Origin of the sequence: Streptomyces sp. NPDC048442 (assembly GCF_040651475.1) — a bacterium.
Taxonomy (GTDB): domain Bacteria; phylum Actinomycetota; class Actinomycetes; order Streptomycetales; family Streptomycetaceae; genus Streptomyces.
In genome coordinates, this window is the sequence record NZ_JBEZKB010000018.1 from 18,536 (window position 1) to 33,773 (window position 15,238).

General features: G+C 69.9%; 16 protein-coding genes and 1 tRNA gene. 9 read left to right on the forward strand and 8 right to left on the reverse strand.

The genetic code is table 11. The annotated features are described in order from the left end of the window. Positions 1-118 precede the first annotated feature (118 nt). The 3 genes from AB0D18_RS24970 to AB0D18_RS24980 form a co-directional block, all read right to left on the reverse strand. Positions 119-1,087 (reverse strand): DUF5926 family protein, encoded by a 969-nt coding sequence (locus tag AB0D18_RS24970; RefSeq protein ID WP_362422583.1) that lies wholly within the window; start codon positions 1,085-1,087, stop codon positions 119-121. A gap of 174 nt (positions 1,088-1,261) precedes the next feature. Then, the gene (locus AB0D18_RS24975) at positions 1,262-1,867 is read right to left on the reverse strand and encodes an ATP-binding protein (RefSeq protein WP_362422586.1); all 606 of its coding nucleotides are present in this window, start codon (positions 1,865-1,867) and stop codon (positions 1,262-1,264) included. Positions 1,868-1,946: 79 nt separating this feature from the next. Continuing rightward, complete coding sequence (locus AB0D18_RS24980) at positions 1,947-2,768, reverse strand: glycerophosphodiester phosphodiesterase family protein (protein ID WP_362422589.1); 822 nt, start codon at positions 2,766-2,768, stop codon at positions 1,947-1,949. Between the two features lie 269 nt (positions 2,769-3,037). Here AB0D18_RS24980 and AB0D18_RS24985 point away from each other — a divergent pair, with 269 nt between their 5' ends. From AB0D18_RS24985 to AB0D18_RS25020, 8 genes are all read left to right on the forward strand, one after another. After that, entirely contained in the window at positions 3,038-4,588 is a 1,551-nt protein-coding gene (locus tag AB0D18_RS24985; protein WP_362422592.1) for a trypsin-like peptidase domain-containing protein, read from the forward strand. 44 nt (positions 4,589-4,632) lie between these two features. Then, a tRNA-Ser gene (locus tag AB0D18_RS24990) sits at positions 4,633-4,722 on the forward strand. 236 nt (positions 4,723-4,958) lie between these two features. Further along, positions 4,959-5,786 (forward strand): aromatase/cyclase, encoded by an 828-nt coding sequence (locus tag AB0D18_RS24995; protein ID WP_362422595.1) that lies wholly within the window; start codon positions 4,959-4,961, stop codon positions 5,784-5,786. Beyond that, positions 5,783-6,553 carry a cyclase family protein gene (locus AB0D18_RS25000; RefSeq protein ID WP_362422598.1) on the forward strand — a complete coding sequence of 257 codons (771 nt, stop codon included), beginning with the start codon at positions 5,783-5,785 and terminating at the stop codon, positions 6,551-6,553. The genes AB0D18_RS24995 and AB0D18_RS25000 overlap by 4 nt, the downstream gene beginning before the upstream one ends. A 15-nt stretch (positions 6,554-6,568) precedes the next feature. Then, positions 6,569-7,180, forward strand: coding sequence for a malonic semialdehyde reductase (locus AB0D18_RS25005; protein ID WP_362422601.1), 612 nt, complete (start codon positions 6,569-6,571; stop codon positions 7,178-7,180). A 33-nt stretch (positions 7,181-7,213) separates the two neighbouring features. Further along, the gene (locus tag AB0D18_RS25010; RefSeq protein ID WP_362422604.1) at positions 7,214-8,500 is read left to right on the forward strand and encodes a beta-ketoacyl-[acyl-carrier-protein] synthase family protein; all 1,287 of its coding nucleotides are present in this window, start codon (positions 7,214-7,216) and stop codon (positions 8,498-8,500) included. After that, positions 8,497-9,723 carry a ketosynthase chain-length factor gene (locus AB0D18_RS25015; protein WP_362422607.1) on the forward strand — a complete coding sequence of 409 codons (1,227 nt, stop codon included), beginning with the start codon at positions 8,497-8,499 and terminating at the stop codon, positions 9,721-9,723. Before AB0D18_RS25010 ends, AB0D18_RS25015 begins: the two co-directional genes overlap by 4 nt. Before the next feature lie 15 nt (positions 9,724-9,738). Beyond that, the gene (locus AB0D18_RS25020) at positions 9,739-10,032 is read left to right on the forward strand and encodes an acyl carrier protein (RefSeq protein WP_362422610.1); all 294 of its coding nucleotides are present in this window, start codon (positions 9,739-9,741) and stop codon (positions 10,030-10,032) included. Here AB0D18_RS25020 and AB0D18_RS25025 read toward each other — a convergent pair. Genes AB0D18_RS25025 through AB0D18_RS25035 form a run of 3 tightly spaced genes read right to left on the reverse strand, consistent with a single transcriptional unit; the run spans position 10,022 to position 12,360 of the window. Further along, positions 10,022-11,317 carry an MAB_1171c family putative transporter gene (locus tag AB0D18_RS25025; protein ID WP_362422613.1) on the reverse strand — a complete coding sequence of 432 codons (1,296 nt, stop codon included), beginning with the start codon at positions 11,315-11,317 and terminating at the stop codon, positions 10,022-10,024. The two genes, AB0D18_RS25020 and AB0D18_RS25025, sit on opposite strands and share 11 nt — an antisense overlap. A 45-nt stretch (positions 11,318-11,362) precedes the next feature. Continuing rightward, positions 11,363-11,926 carry a toxin gene (locus tag AB0D18_RS25030; RefSeq protein ID WP_362422615.1) on the reverse strand — a complete coding sequence of 188 codons (564 nt, stop codon included), beginning with the start codon at positions 11,924-11,926 and terminating at the stop codon, positions 11,363-11,365. 8 nt (positions 11,927-11,934) lie between these two features. Further along, positions 11,935-12,360, reverse strand: coding sequence for a helix-turn-helix transcriptional regulator (locus AB0D18_RS25035; RefSeq protein WP_362422618.1), 426 nt, complete (start codon positions 12,358-12,360; stop codon positions 11,935-11,937). A gap of 187 nt (positions 12,361-12,547) precedes the next feature. On the opposite strand from AB0D18_RS25035, the gene AB0D18_RS25040 reads away from it, so the two are divergent. Next, positions 12,548-13,399 (forward strand): AfsR/SARP family transcriptional regulator, encoded by an 852-nt coding sequence (locus AB0D18_RS25040; protein WP_362422621.1) that lies wholly within the window; start codon positions 12,548-12,550, stop codon positions 13,397-13,399. Positions 13,400-13,414: 15 nt separating this feature from the next. On the opposite strand, the gene AB0D18_RS25045 is transcribed toward AB0D18_RS25040, so the two are convergent. Both AB0D18_RS25045 and AB0D18_RS25050 read right to left on the reverse strand, forming a co-directional pair. Then, a complete protein-coding gene (locus AB0D18_RS25045; protein WP_362422624.1) occupies positions 13,415-14,251 on the reverse strand; it encodes an NAD(P)H-binding protein in 837 nt (278 codons plus the stop codon). 167 nt (positions 14,252-14,418) lie between these two features. Beyond that, positions 14,419-15,237 carry a helix-turn-helix transcriptional regulator gene (locus AB0D18_RS25050; protein WP_362422626.1) on the reverse strand — a complete coding sequence of 273 codons (819 nt, stop codon included), beginning with the start codon at positions 15,235-15,237 and terminating at the stop codon, positions 14,419-14,421. Between the last annotated feature and the right edge of the window lies 1 nt (position 15,238).

Genomic DNA, 15,238 nt, shown 5'->3' on the forward strand with positions numbered 1-15,238 from the left:
TGCTGTTCGCAAATTCGATCTCGTGTATTCAGACAGGGATTTACCCGTCAGTACGGGGAGTTGTGACCGGGGTCACCGTGTCCCCTCCGTCCCGTTGTGCGACGTGCAACGGCGGCACTCAGCTGAGGGTCACCTGGCGGTTGGTGAGGCCGCCGCGCGAGCGCCGCTCCTCGGTCGTCAGCGGCGCGTCGGAGGCGAGCGCGGTGGCGAGCCGCTCGGCGAATTCGGCGGCCGGCTTCTCGCACTCCTCGGCCGTCATCGCGCTCGGCAGGTCCCAGACCGGCACGATGATGCCGTGCGCCCGGAACGAGCCGACGAGGCGGGTGTCGTCACCGAGCGAGGCGTTGCCCGCGGCGTGCAGCCGGGCCAGTGCGTCGAGGAGCTTCTCCTCGGGGTGCGGCATGGCCCACCGCAGGTGGTTCTTCTCCGGCGTCTCGCACCAGTAGGCGGCGTCCACGCTCGTCAGCCGTACGGTCGGGATGGCGGCGGCGTTGGCGCGCTCCAGCGAGGCGGTGACCTCGGCGGCGGCGTTGTCGCTGTCCGGCACCCAGAACTCGAAGCCGGTGTGCACGTCCGGTGCGAACGCGGCCTCGGGGTCGAGCAGGTCCTGGAGGCGCGGTCCGTCGGCGGGCGCCTTGGCGGCGGCGACCGGGTTGCCGGGCTCGGCCGACAGCGCCCTCTTGAGGGTGTCGGCGAGGTCACGGCTCAGGTCGCCGGACGGGGTGTCGTTCTGCAGGCCGAGAAGTACGGAACCGTCCTCGCGGCGCAGCGCGGGCCAGGCCATCGGCAGGACGGTCGCGAGGGTGACGGAGGGGACGCCGTCGGGCAGCCCGTCCTTGAGCTTCAGCTCGACCGTCGCGGCCGGGACCAGCTCGCGCAGGGCGACCCAGTCGCACTCGCCGGCCAGGCCCTCGAAGGGACGCTGGACCAGCTCGGTCACGGCGTGCGACGCGGCGCGGCCGTGGCACGCCTTGTAGCGGCGGCCGGAACCGCACGGGCAGGGCTCACGCGCCCCGACCACCGGCACGGGCTCGTTGCTGGCGGTCTGCGGCTTGGCGGCCTTGGTCTGCGGGCGCTTCTTGGCCATGCGTGCTTCTCCCCTTGCGGCAGTGCGGTGTCGGCGCGAGCCTAGCCGCAATGGGGAGCGCACCTCTCCGGACGCGTACGCGGTCCGGGACGTACGTACGCGCCGACGCCTTGGTGTCCGTACGCCAGCCCCCGACGCCAGCCCCCGACGCCGGCCCCCGACGCCGGCCGGACGTCAGCCCAGTTCGTCGAAGGGAACGGCGAAGTCGAGCGACGGCGCTGCGACGCGCGTAGCGAAGTCGCTGTGCCGGTGGCCTCCGTCGAGAACCACCCAGACCGTCACCTCGCCGGACGCCCTGTCGTCCCGTACGCCCCAGTCCTGGGCGAGCGCGCTGATGATGTTCAGCCCGCGGCCGCCCCGTGCGGTGACCGAGGGAGTGGCCGGAACAGGGCGGGTCGGGCCGCCGCCGTCCGTCACTTCCACGGTCAGACGGCCTGCGGGGTCCACGCCCCAAGCTGCTCTGACGTCGCCGTCGCCCACCTCCGCCGCCGGGCCCAGCGGCCTGCCGTGCCGGCAGGCATTGCTCAGTAGTTCGGAAAGGATCAGTACTGCATCATCAACGACCGAATCGGACACCCCTTTTGTGCGCAACTCCGCACGCATCTGGTGTCTGGCCGCCCCCACGCCTGCAGGGCCATGCGGAATGGCCATGCACGACGACGTGGGCACCTCCTGTGCCTCCATCAACGCCACCCCCGAGACCTCCTTCGCCCCACGCCACGGTGTGAATTCCCCAATGGCCTGGACCGGAAACCGGCCAAGCGTTGGCCAATGATGCACTCGTAACGATCGAATACGGTACGGATGCGCCGGTGCACTCCCAGTAGTGGGTGCCCGGGGGTGGAAAGAGGGTTAGGCCCTAGTCGCGGCCGAGTTGGGCGAGTACCTGTTTGGGGCGGTTGGTGATGATTGCTTCCACTCCGAGGCGTACGCACAGCTCGACGTCCTCCGGTTCGTTCACCGTCCAGACGTGCACCCGGTGGCCCGCGCGGTGCAGCCGGGCGATGTAGCCGGGGTGGTTGCGCACGATCCGCATGCCGGGCCCCGCGATCCGGGCGCCTGCCGGCAGTCGGCCGTCGCGCAGCCGGGGCGTCACGAACTGCATCAGGTAGACCGTCGGGATGGCCGGTGCGGCGATGCTCACCCGGTGCAGCGAACGCGCCGAGAAGCTCATGATCCGTACCGGCGCAGGCGCATCGGGCTCCTTCGGCGCACCGTCGAGACCGAACCGCTTCAGCATCCCCAGGAGCTTGTCCTCGACCTGGCCGGCCCACCTGGTGGGGTGCTTGGTCTCGATGGCCAGCTGGAGCGGGCGGCCGGCGTCCGCGACCAGCTCCAGCAGCCGCTCCAGGGTCAGTACGGAGGTGAGGTCGCCGCGGCCGGGGTCCCGGTCGGGGCGCTCGATGCTCTCCTCGCGCCCCTTCCAGGAGCCGAAGTCGAGGGCGGCGAGATCGGCCAGTTCGAGAGCGGAGACGGCGCCGCGGCCGTTCGACGTACGGTTCACCCTGCGGTCGTGCACACAGACGAGATGGCCGTCGGCGGTCAGGCGCACATCGCACTCCAGGGCGTCCGCCCCGTCCTCGATGGCCTTCCGGTACGCGGCCAGGGTGTGTTCGGGCTCCTCCTCGGAGGCTCCGCGGTGGGCGACTACCTGGATGGTCTGCTGTCGTGCGTGGGTCACCGCGACATGGTGTCACCGACCTGGGGCAGATGTACGCGCAGTGGTGCGCAACGGAGGGCTCCGGGGGGCTGATCGGCCTCTTTGAGGAGGTCCCGGGATGCGTCCCATTGGTCCGGAATAAAGGATGACGAGCGGATGCACAGGTCCCGCTTACAGTGCTCCGACGTGCTGTGGGAAAAGCTGACGGCACACACTTGTACAGCGGGACAACGGACTCAGGCAATCCAGACAATGCAGACCCAGGACGACGTGGAACCGAGGAGAGAGCTGTGAGCACCGAGAACGAGGGCACTGCGGTACCGGCCGCCCCGTCCGCACCGCCGCCGCCTCCCGTTCCGATGACGGAGCAGGGTGCACCGGAACCCGCGGCGGAACTTCCGGCGACCCCGTCGGCGACACCGCCGACGGATGCGGTCGCCCCTGCCCCTGCCCCTGCCCCTGCCCCTGCCCCTGCACCTGCTCCTGCCTCCGCGGCAGCTCCTGCGCCTGCCGCTGCCGCTGCCCCTGCCCCTGTGCCGCACGCCCCCGCCCCGTATCCCGCCGCAGCCTGGCCGCCGCCCCCGCCGCCGCCGACGTTCCCTTCGTACGGCAACGGTGACGGTTCGTACGGCAACAGTGGCGGTGGCAACAGTGGCGGTGGCGACCCCTGGGGTGCTCCTCCGGCCGCCGCTGCCCCGAGCCCCAAGCGCAAGGGACGCGGCGGGCTGATCGCCGCCGTCCTGGTTGCCGCACTGGTCGCGGGCGGCGTGGGCAGCGGCGTCGGCTACTGGGCGGCGAACCGCGAGGCCCACTCCCCCGGCGGCTCCACCACCATCTCCGCCGCGGGCAACCCGCAGGACTTCAAGCGCGACCCGGGCAGCGTCGCGGGTGTGGCGGGCAAGGCGCTCCCCTCCGTCGTGACGATCGACGCGCAGAGCGGCAACGGCGAGGGCGGCACCGGCACCGGTTTCGTCTACGACAAGCAGGGCCACATCCTCACCAACAACCACGTGGTCGCCTCGGCGGCCGAGGGCGGCGAGCTGTCCGTCACGTTCTCCAACGGCAAGAAGTACGCCGCGGAGGTCGTCGGCCGGGCACAGGGTTACGACGTCGCCGTCATCAAGCTGAAGAACGCCGGGGACCTCAACCCCCTCCCCCTGGGCGACTCGGACAAGGTCGTGGTCGGTGACTCGACGATCGCCATCGGCGCCCCCTTCGGTCTCTCCAACACTGTCACCACCGGCATCGTCAGCGCCAAGGACCGCCCGGTCGCCTCGGGCGACGGCCAGGGCAGCAAGGCGTCGTACATGAGCGCCTTGCAGACCGACGCCTCGATCAACCCAGGCAACTCCGGCGGCCCGCTGCTCGATTCGCGCGGTGCGGTCATCGGCATCAACTCGGCGATCCAGTCCGTGCCCAGCGGCGGCCTCGGCGGCGGTGGAGGCGGGGGCGGTCAGTCCGGCTCCATCGGCCTCGGCTTCGCGATCCCGATCAACCAGGCCAAGACGGTCGCCCAGCAGCTCATCAAGACGGGCAAGCCGGTCTACCCGATGATCGGCGCGACGGTCGGGATGGCCGAGAAGGGCAGCGGCGCCAGGATCGCTGATCAGGGCACCGGCAACACCCCCGCGGTGGCCCCCGGCGGCCCGGCCGCGACGGCCGGTCTCAAGCCAGGCGACGTCATCACGAAGTTCGAGGACCGGGTCATCGACAGCGGCCCGACCCTGATCAGCGAGATCTGGACCCACAAGCCCGGCGACAAGGTCAAGCTGACCTACACGCGCGGCGGCAAGCAGTCCACAGCAGAAGTAACCCTGCAGGCACGCGAGGGCGACGGCTGACCGGCTAGGCTGTCCTCGCGTCACCGCAGGTCGGGTGGCGCGAGGGTGGGTTGCCCGAGCGGCCTAAGGGAACGGTCTTGAAAACCGTCGTGGCAGCGATGTCACCGTGGGTTCAAATCCCACACCCACCGCCAGGCCAGAGAACATGCAGGTCACAGAGGGGCACTCCGGATCCGGAGTGCCCCTTTGCCGTGCTCCGTGGTGCCCCGTCGTGCCCCTTGTCCCCCCTCGGTCCGCCCGTGGGCAGCTGAGAAGTCCTGCCCCTGAGAAGTCCTTGAGGAGCGCTTGAGTCTGTCCCCCGAGTCTCGGCAGCAGGTTTCCGGAGCTGCCGGGACCTGCGGATGGCGTCCACGATTTGGGGAGTTCTTCAGTGATCGTCCACACGTTGATCTACCGGTTTGCAGACTCGGTTTCCGAGGAGGAGCAGAAGCAGTTCTTCGCCGAATTGCGGGAGTTGACTCTGGAATCCGGCCTGGTGAAAGCGTTCGACTGCAAGCCGCACGTATGGCTGCCGGTCGACGAGAAGTCGCCGGGAATGACGGGGACCGCAATTGCGCAATACGCCTGCGAGGACGTCGAGGCCATGCAGCAGTTCTCCGAACTTCCGCATGTGCACGCCTTCATCGGACGGTGGCGTTCCAGGGTTTCCTACGACGCCGCCTACGCCAATCACGAGGAGATGGTGCTCGTGGGTCCGCCGGTACTGCGGCACACCGAGCACACGGTGACCGTGGACGCGCCCGTGGATGTGGTGTGGGACGTGCTGGTGGACGTGGAGGGGTACGCCCGCATCTTCCCGCCCACACAGGAAGCGAAGATCCTGGACGAGAGCCCCGAGCACCAGACCGTGCGCCTGGTGGTCGATGTCAACGGGCAGATCCAGTCCTGGGTCTCCCGGCGCGACATCGACCGTCAGCGCCGCGTCATCACTTACCTCCAGCTGGAACACGCCCCGCTCATCGGGCACATGGGCGGCGACTGGCGGGCCCTGCCGCTCGACGAGAAGACCACCCAGCTGGTGCTCACCCACGACTTCCGGCCGAGGCAGCCGGTCGAAGGCAAGGTGGCGGGCAAGTTCAGCTACGAGGAGGCGGACGAGCTCCTCCAGGGGGCGGTGGAGCGCAACAGCGTGGCCGACCTCGGGGCCGTCAAGGAGGAGGCGGAAAGGCGGACGGCCGGGGCTGCGAGGGCGTCATGACGCGCTACATCGACCTCAGCGTGGCCACGCAGGACTCACCGAGCGAAGCGACGCGGGTGAAGGTGGACCTGCTCGACCACCGGACCGGTGCGACGGTGCTCGGACTGATGCCGGACGACTTCCCCGACCGGATGGCGATCTCCAACGAGACCGTCACCCTGACCACGCACACCGGCACGCACATGGACGCGCCACTGCACTACGGGCCCCTCAGCGGCGGCAAGGCCGCCAAGAGCATCGACAAGGTGCCGCTCGACTGGTGTCACGGCCCCGGCGTGCGACTCGACCTGCGGCGGGTGCCGCCCGGCGAGGGCATTACGGTCGCACACGTCCGGGCCGCCCTGGCGGACGCGGGCCACACGCCGGCCCCCGGGGACATCGTCCTGCTGTGGACCGGGGCGGACGCCCTGTGGGGATCGCCCGAGTACCTGACCTCGTACCCGGGGCTCACCGGGGAGGCCACGGCCTTCCTCGTCGAGCAGGGGATACGGGTGATCGGCATCGACGCATGGGGGCTGGACCGGCCCATGCACCGGATGATCGAGGACTACCGGCGCACGGGGGACAGGTCGTTCCTGTGGCCCGCGCACATCTACGGACGCACCCGCGAGTACGTGCAGTTGGAGAAACTCGCCAACCTGGGAGCGCTGCGGGGTGCGACGGGCTTCACGGTCGCGTGCTTTCCCGTGTCGCTGGCGGGCGCGGGCGCCGGCTGGACGCGAGTGGTGGCGATGGACGAGCGGTCCGACGAGAGCACGCATGCCTGACCTTCGGGAGAGGGAATGACCACCAACTCCGAAGTCCCCCTGCTGGCCCTGCCTCCACAGGTCCAGGACCTGCTGTTCCGCTCGGCGCGCACGGCGAACACCTTCGCGGCGGAGCCGGTGAGCGAGGAACGGGTGCGCGCCATCTACGAATTGGTCAAGTACGCCCCGACCTCGATGAACCAGCAGCCGCTGCGGATCGTGCTGCTCCGCTCCGAGGAGGCGCGGGCGGCCCTCCTGCGCCACATGCACGGCGGAAATCGCGCGAAAGTCGCCTCGGCGCCTCTGGTCGCCGTACTCGCGGCCGATCTGGAATTCCACACGAATTTGCCCCGGCTCTTCCCCCATGTGCCCGTCGCCCAGGAGATGTTCACGGACAAGCTGGTCCGCCGGGAATCGGCAGTCTTCAACGCGGCCATACAGATCGGCTATTTCATCCTGGGCATACGGGCAGCCGGCCTGGCGGCCGGTCCCATTGTCGGGTTCGACGCAGACGGAGTGAACAATGAATTCTTCGACGACGGCAGGCACGAAGTCCTGGCGGTGGTCAACATGGGCCTCCCGGGCGAGAATGCCTGGCTGCCCAGGCTCCCCCGGATGGAATTCCACGAGGTCGTCACCACTGTCTGAGCCCTTCCGGCCGCCGGGCCTTCGGCAGGCGAAATGGGGAGGCTGGTCACGGTGAGCCGGCGCGTGGTGATCACGGGAATCGGCGTACGCGCGCCGGGTGGTCGCGGAACCAAGGAGTTCTGGGACCTGCTGACCGCGGGACGGACGGCCACCCGGCCGATCACGTTCTTCGACGCCAGTCCCTTCCGTTCCCGCATCGCGGGCGAGTGCGACTTCGACCCGGTGCACGAGGGGCTGTCCCCACGGCAGATCCGTCGGATGGACCGGGCGGCGCAGATGGCCGTGGTGTGCGCGCGGGAGGCGGCGAGGGACAGCGCTCTGGCCTTCGCCGAGACGGACCCGGACAGGATCGGGGTGAGCCTGGGCAGCGCGGTGGCCGCGGCCACCAGCCTGGAGAGGGAGTACCTGGCCCTGTCCGACAGCGGACGTGAATGGCTGGTGGACTACGACTACCTGTCGCCGCACATGTTCGACTACCTGACACCGGCCGCTGCTGCGGGCGAGGTGGCCTGGACAGTGGGGGCGGAAGGGCCCGTGACGATGGTGTCGGACGGCTGCACCTCGGGGCTGGACGCGCTGGGCCATGCCTGCCGGGTGATCCGGGACGGCAGGGCAGAGGTCATGGTGGCGGGCGCGGTGGACACTCCGATCACTCCGATCGTGGTGGCCTGCTTCGACGCGATCAAGGCGACGACACCGCGCAACGACGAGCCGGAGGCGGCATCCCGTCCTTTCGACCGCACGCGCAACGGCTTCGTGCTGGCCGAGGGGTCGGCGGTCTTCGTACTGGAGGAGCTGGAGCACGCCCGGGCACGTGGTGCCCGCATCTATGCGGAGGTCACCGGCTACGCGACGCGGCTCAACGCGTACCACATGACCGGTCTGAAGACGGACGGCCGGGAGATGGCCGAAGCGATCCGAGTGGCGCTGGATCACTCCCGTGCCACGCCCGAGTCGGTGGACTACGTCAACGCCCACGGTTCGGGCACCAAGCAGAACGACCGGCACGAGACGGCCGCCCTCAAGCGGAGCCTCGGTGCGCATGCGTACCGAGTGCCGGTGAGCTCGATCAAGTCGATGGTGGGCCACTCCCTGGGTGCCATCGGATCCATCGAGATCGCCGCGTGCGTGCTCGCCATCGACCGCGGGGTCGTACCCCCGACGGCCAACCTGCACGAGCCGGATCCCGAATGCGACCTGGACTACGTGCCGTTGACCGCACGGGAGCAGCGGGTGGACAGCGTGCTGAGTGTGGGCAGCGGCTTCGGGGGCTTCCAGAGCGCCATGGTCCTGCGCCGCGTCGAAGGAGCGACCCGGTGAACCGTGACGTGGTGGTGACCGGCATCGGCGTACTGGCGCCGAACGGCAACGGCACCGAGGAGTTCTGGAGCTCCGTCCGCAAGGGGCAGAGCGGGATCGGCGAGCTCGACCGGTTCGACGCCTCGACCGCGCCGTCCCGGCTGGCAGGACAGATCAGGGACTTCGACGCCCTGGAGCACATCCCGAAGCGGCTGCTGCCACAGACCGACGTCTCGACCCGATACGCCCTTGCGGCGGCGGCTGCCGCTTTGCAGGACTCGGAGATGGATCTGGTGGCACTCCCGGACTACGAGGCGGGCGTGATCACCTCCAGCGCGCTGGGCGGATTCGAGTTCACCCACCGGGAGTTCCGCAAGCTGTGGACCGAGGGGCCCCAGTCCGTCAGCGTCTACGAGTCCTTCGCCTGGTTCTACGCGGTCAACACCGGCCAGATCTCCATCCGGCACGGGCTGCGCGGGCCGGGCAGGGTGCTGGTGAGCGAACAGGCGGGCGGCCTCGACGCACTGGGAGCGGCCCGGTCGACGGTGCTGGAGGGCACGTCACTGGTGGTGTCCGGCGGTGTGGACTCGGCGCTGGACCCGTGGGGCTGGGCCTCGCACATCGCCGGCGGCCGCATCAGCAGGGCCACCGATCCGCACCGGGCCTACCTGCCGTTCGACTCGGCGGCAGATGGTTACGTGCCGGGCGAGGGCGGGGCGATCCTCATTCTGGAGGACGCCGCAGCGGCGCGGCAGCGGGGGAAGTCCCCGTACGGCATTCTCGCCGGGCACGCCGCCACCTTCGACCCCCGGCCGGGCTCCGGGCGGCCTCCGGGACTGAGGCGCGCCGCCGAACTGGCCCTCAGGGACGCGGGACTGGCTCCTCAGGACATCGACGTCGTCTTCGCCGACGCCTCCGGCGTACCGGAGTGGGACGCGGCCGAGGCATCGGCGCTGCGTGAGCTCTTCGGATCCGGCGCGGTGCCGGTCACCGCACCGAAGGCGCTGACGGGCCGGCTCTACGCGGGCGGCGGGCCGCTGGACGTGGTGGCGGCGCTGCTCGCCCTGCGGGACTCCGTCATTCCGCCCACCGCACACACCACCGACGTCCCGGAGGCGTACGGGATCGACCTGGTACGCGGAGAGCCGCGCCACCAGGAGCTGCGGGCGGCGCTGGTGCTGGCCCGGGGCAAGGGCGGTTTCAATTCGGCGGTCGTCGTGTGTGCCGCCGATCCCACCGGATGAGAGGAAACAGCTGCCATGACCGAAACCACAGGGACCACGGGAGAAATCCGGCTGACCATGGAGGAATTGGTCGCCATCCTCACGGAATGTGCGGGTGACCTGGAGCTGCCGGACACCCCCGAGGAGATACCGGACTGTTCCTTCGAGAAGTTGGGCTGCGACTCGCTTGCCCTGCTGGAGACCGCGGCACGCCTCCAGAGCCGTCACGGGGTGAGCGTCCAGGACGACGTCCTCGCCGAACTGGGCTCGCCGCGCGCACTGTTGGAGCACATTCAAGGCATGGAGGGCGCACAGCGGGTCACTGTCTGACCGTGGAGTCGGATGCTGCCGGCGGACCGGTCCCGGGGCGCGATGCGGCGTCCCGGGACGTCCTCGGGGAGGCCGGCTTGAGCGCCGCGAAGGCTTCGGCGACGGCGACCAGCCAGGCGGTCTCTCCGCAGTGCTCCTCCTCCCCGTGGCGGCCGGGCTCCTCGTGGTGCCCGGACTCCTCGTGGCGCCCGGCCGGAGCAGGTGGGGCGCAGCCGCTCCGAGGCCCGAAGGGCGGCGCCGCACCCGCGTCCTTGGCGCGCAGGGTGGCCCGCAGGATCAGCGCCTCCTCCATGGCGCGGCGGCGCCCTGCCGGGAGCCGGCGCCCTTCCAGGTTTCGCCGGGCGGCGGCGGCCACGGCCGGGCAGGTGTAGGGGCGCAGGGCCATCCAACCGTCCTGGATCTCGATGACCCGGCGGTAGAGCCCCAGCTCCAGATCCCGGGGCGGCATCCGTTGCGCCAGCCGTCCCGGCGGGTCCAGCGCGATGTCGGGCGTGGCCCGGTAGAGGGCCTCCCACAGCGGGCGGAGGCGGCGGTACTGCCGGTAGGCGCTGGCCCAGCGCCGGGCCGCGGAGAGGCGCGGCCCCCACGCGGGGACGGTCCAGCCGACGATTTCCAGGAACGAGCCGATGTCCCCGGAGAGCCAGCGCAGCGTGTCCCACCTCCCCACGGAGAAGGACATGGACACGCCGATGACTTCGATCAGCCGTAGCGCGCAGTAGGTCAGGACGAGTACCGCCCCGGCGACCACGGTCCACATGCCGCGTCGTAACCAGGGCCGTTCGGCCAGGTTGGCGTAGCGCAGGGAGAGACGCACGGTCTCCCACTGGCCGACCCCGCAGCCGAGGAAGTAGCAGCCGACGAGGAGGAGCGTGAAGGCTCCTTGGCCCTCCTTGCTCGTGGGCACCGTGGCCGGGTTGGTGCCGCTGGGCAGGAGCAGTAACAGGCCGGCCAGGAGGGCCCCGTAGGCGAGGAGCAGGCGACGGGAGTGCCGGCGGGCCGCAGCGGGCGGATGGGACCAGTGGGAGAGGACCACCTGCTGGGCCACGGTCAGCGAAATCATGAGACCGGCAGCCGCCAGGTACACCGTGCTGGAGGAGCCGAGCACGGTGGCCAGGTAGGGAACGAAGGGCTCCAGCCCCGCCAGGTAGCTCAGGGCGGAACTGAGGTAGTAGAGCGACAGGGCGACGGTGGCCGAGGTCGGCCGACGGATCAGCGCGGGCAGCGAATAGCAGAACGCCACCGCCGCGGCCAGCATGCAGACCCATTCCAACGTTCTGTACAGCAACGGACCTCCCCGCCCGAGAGTTTCCCGTTCCCGGGATCTCCCTCCCTAGCTCCTGCCGATGGTTCGCTCGATGCGACGGATGATGGCCGCCGTCTCACCGGGCAACGCGGGGCTCGGGTCGGCGGATCGGGGGCGGGCGCGCTTGAGGATCAGTGAGGCGATCATCTCGGCCTCCCGTTCCTGCGGATCGGTGTAGAAGGAACGGCCGAGCATCCCGCGGACCAACTCCGGGTCCAGGTCGGGGAAGAGGGCGTGCATGCTGTGGTCGTCCGTACCGGCCCCCGTGCCCGCGGTGCGGTGCTCGCACAGGATGTGGGCGAGTTCGTGGGTGACGATGTGGTTCTGGTGGGACCTGCTGGTGTCGGGGTCGTACAGGATGACGTCCACCCCTGCGCAGGCCAACCAGAGTCCGCCGGGGCCGTGTTGCCTCACCTGCATCGGCAGCAGGGCGATGGGACGTTCACGTCGCTTGCTCAGGTGGTCGCACAGCTCGTCGACGCTGCAGTGGTCGGGCACGCCGGCCTCGGCCAGGAGCCGCTCGCACCTGCGGCGCAGGGCACCCTTGGAGCCCGGGGCGCCGAATAAGCGGGACGAGAACCAGGGGCGCATCGGAACTACTACTCCTCAACGGGAGGAAGGCCCTGAAGGCGCCTGAGCTGATCTATCACTGTGGTGACGGCAGCCAGGCTCTCGGGGGGGAGCCCCACCGCGCGCATGGCCACGGCGTGCACTCCGGCCTGGTCGAGTTCGTTCAGCGCGGTGAGCTGGACGTTGACGCGGCGGGCGTAGTTCTCGTCGACGAAGTAGGCGGGTGAGACGCCGAAGAACCGGGCGAGGCAGTTGAGGAGGTCGGCGGAGGGGTTGATGCGCTTGCCGGTGCGCAGCGCGGAGAGGTAGGCGCCACTCACCTTCAGCCCGGGATTCGCTTCCTTCAGCGCCTCGGCGACCTCGCGATTGGTCCATTGCCGCTTCTTGGGGCGGCTGACCCGGAAGAGATGGTCGAGCCTGCCGGCGAGTGGCGAATCGCTCGTCCCACCCGGCATACCCGCCCCCCTCCGTACGAAGTCATGCAACTGACCGTTGCCTGAACCATGCCCGATCGTCTGACCGTTGACAAGAGTACGAGGTTCTGCACAGAGTGTGATCGACCACAGGTTGATTCAAAGGTTCGAATTCAACTGTTAGTTGAATCTGCTCGTTCAGTGCGTCTTCACGACAGCGGGAGAGCTCATGGGGCAAAGCCACAGCATGGCCATCGACGTACTGGGTCCTCTGGAACTGCGGATGGGGAGTGACCGCAGAGCCAAGCCGACGGCGCCGAAAGAGCGTCAGGTCCTCTCCTTACTCCTGATGAATCCCTCGCAGGCGGTCCCGGTCTCCGTACTGGTCGACGAGCTCTGGGTGAACGAACCGCCCAAGACCGCGCTCACCATCGTCCAGACGTACGTCCTCAACCTTCGCAAGACCCTTTCCCGGAACTTCAAAATCCCCGCGCCCCAGGTGAGCAGGGAGCTGCTGCGGACCTGCAACGGCGGCTACCTCTTCGAGACCGACGGCTGTCACTTCGACCTCCGCGAGTACCAGCGGCTGGCGGCCGCGGGCAAGCATGCGCTGGAGCTCGGCGACCCGGCTCACGCGGCGGAGCTGCTGCGCCGGGCCGATGCCCTGTGGCGGGGCCCCGCGCTCACCGACGTCCAGCGGGGCATGGCCCTGGAGGCGGAGGTCACCCGGCTCGAACAGGCCCGGCTCATCACCCGGGAACTGTGCATCGAGACGGAGCTGCGGCTCGGCCGCCACCGCGAGGTGCTGGGCGAACTGTCCGGTCTTGCGGTGCAGTACCCCTACCACGAGCATCTGCACGGCTATCTGATGCACGCGCTGCACCGCTGCGGCCGGCGCATGGAGGCGCTGGACGTGTTCCACCGTCTGCGCCGGGTCCTCTCCGACGAGTTGGGACTGTCCCCCTCGGCCGGCCTGTGCCGGCTCCAGCAGGGGATCCTGAACGCGTCGGAGTCCGAGCTCGTCGGAGCAGGGGGTGCGGTCGACACCCTGCTGGGCGCGGTCCGCACCACCCTGCCGTGAGCGGCCGAGGCTCCGTCAGCGGAAGTCGTCCGCGTGGTCGGCGGCCCACTCGGCGAACGTCCTGGCCGGCCGCCCGAGCAGCAGCTCGACCGTGTTGACGGTGGGCATGGGGATGCCGTCCTGCTCGGAGAGGTAGCGCAGCAACTGGTCCACCAGCTCGTCGGAGCCCCACTTGCTCAGCGTCCTGCGGTACTCGTCCGGCTGGAGCTCCACGAACTCCACCGGGCGTCCGGTGGCCTTGGCGATCGCCTCGACCTGCTGCCGCTGGGTGATCGACACCGGGCCCGTCAACAAGTGGGCCCGGCCCTCGTGCCCGGGTTCCGTCAGCGCCCGTACCCCGACCGCGGCGATGTCCGCCTCGTGAATGGCGTCGTTGTGCGCCTCGGGGTACGGGGCGCGCACCACACCCTCGTCACGGATCGAGGCGGCCCACTGGAGGGTGTTGGTGGCGAAGGTGGCCGGGCGCAGGAAGGTCCATGCCAGCCCCGAGTCGAGCAGTACGCGTTCGGCCGACCGGTGCATGCGCGCAAGCGGGTTCAGGTCCGGGTTGGCGGCCGTCACCGGGCTCGCGGAGAGCAGCACGATGTGCCGCACGCCGGCCTCCCCGGCGGCCTTCGTGAAGGCGTCGATGCCCTGCGGGTCGGCGTAGAGGAAGACCTTCTCGACCCCGTCGAGCGCGGCGGGCAGGGTCTCGGGGCGGGTCAGGTCGGCCTCGACCACCTCGACCCCCGCCGGGGGCCTGAGCGCCGAGGCGTCCCGCGTGGCCACGCGGACCCGATCGGTGCGCTCAAGGAGCTGCTCCACCACGCCCCGTGCCACGTGTCCGCGTCCGCCAGTCACCAGGATTGTCACTGCTTCTCCTCAGTTGGTCCCGCGGAACTCTTCCCGTACGAGATCCCGCACCACGATCATGGCCGCGGTGGGCGGCGCTGAGGAGAGACCGCTCTGCCCTAGGACCGGCGGTCCCAGTCTGCGGGCCCGGTCCGGGGCCCCGGCAGGTTGAGGGCGCCGGTGTGCGGTCAGCACGGATCGAGGCCGGCCCGGAGCGCCTGGAGGGCCTTGTGGGAGGGGGACCCCAGCGCGGCCGTGTAGAAGATCAGCCGCTGGTCCCGGTCCGGAAGCACCAGGATCTCGCAGTCCAGCTCCAGTTCGCCCACCACGGGATGGACCGAGCGCTTGGTGGTGCTGCGCTGGATCTCGATCTCGCGCGCGTCCCACAACCTCGCGAACTGGGGGCTCTCGGCGTGCAGTTGATCGACGAAGTCGCGTACGGCCGGATCCTCCGGATAGCGTCCGGTCGCACGCAGATCGGCCACGCACTGGCGCGCGTAGCGCCAGCCGTCCGCGGTCTCCAGCCAGGCGCGCTGCCGGCCGAAGAGCCAGCGCAGGGTGTTCCGCTCGCCGGCCGGCAGCGCGTCGAAGTCGCACATCAGGGCCGTGGCCATCCGGTTCCAGGCGAGAATGTCGTACTTGGCGTCCAGCACCATGGCCGGGTTGTCGTCCAGCCGCTCCAGCAGCATCAGTACGTTCGCGGGGACCTCGCGGGAGGCTCCGGCGAGTGCGGGTGCCTCGCCGGTTAACCGGAACAGGTAGTTCCGTTCGTCGTCGGACAGTTGCAGCGCCCAGGCGAGCGACTTCAGCACCTGCCTGGACGGCCGCGGTCCGCGCGCCTGCTCCAGGCGCATGTAGTAGTCAGGGCTGATCCCGGCCAGCTGGGCGATCTCCTCACGCCGCAGCCCCGGTGTGCGTCGGCGGCCGCCGGCGACCAGGCCGACGGAAACCGGCTTCAGACGAGCTCTTCTGTCGCGGAGGAAGTGTGCCAGTTCTGCCCTGTCCATG

Bases quoted from the DNA above. Each gene is read 5' to 3' on its own strand.
- AB0D18_RS25000 (WP_362422598.1), top strand. From the start codon at position 5,783: ATGACGCGCTACATCGACCTCAGCGTGGCCACGCAGGACTCACCGAGC.
- AB0D18_RS25020 (WP_362422610.1), top strand. From the start codon at position 9,739: ATGACCGAAACCACAGGGACCACGGGAGAAATCCGGCTGACCATGGAG.
- AB0D18_RS25035 (WP_362422618.1), bottom strand. From the start codon at position 12,360: ATGCCGGGTGGGACGAGCGATTCGCCACTCGCCGGCAGGCTCGACCAT.
- AB0D18_RS25005 (WP_362422601.1), top strand. From the start codon at position 6,569: ATGACCACCAACTCCGAAGTCCCCCTGCTGGCCCTGCCTCCACAGGTC.
- AB0D18_RS25050 (WP_362422626.1), bottom strand. From the start codon at position 15,237: ATGGACAGGGCAGAACTGGCACACTTCCTCCGCGACAGAAGAGCTCGT.
- AB0D18_RS25030 (WP_362422615.1), bottom strand. From the start codon at position 11,926: ATGCGCCCCTGGTTCTCGTCCCGCTTATTCGGCGCCCCGGGCTCCAAG.
- AB0D18_RS24970 (WP_362422583.1), bottom strand. From the start codon at position 1,087: ATGGCCAAGAAGCGCCCGCAGACCAAGGCCGCCAAGCCGCAGACCGCC.
- AB0D18_RS25010 (WP_362422604.1), top strand. From the start codon at position 7,214: ATGGGGAGGCTGGTCACGGTGAGCCGGCGCGTGGTGATCACGGGAATC.
- AB0D18_RS25040 (WP_362422621.1), top strand. From the start codon at position 12,548: ATGGGGCAAAGCCACAGCATGGCCATCGACGTACTGGGTCCTCTGGAA.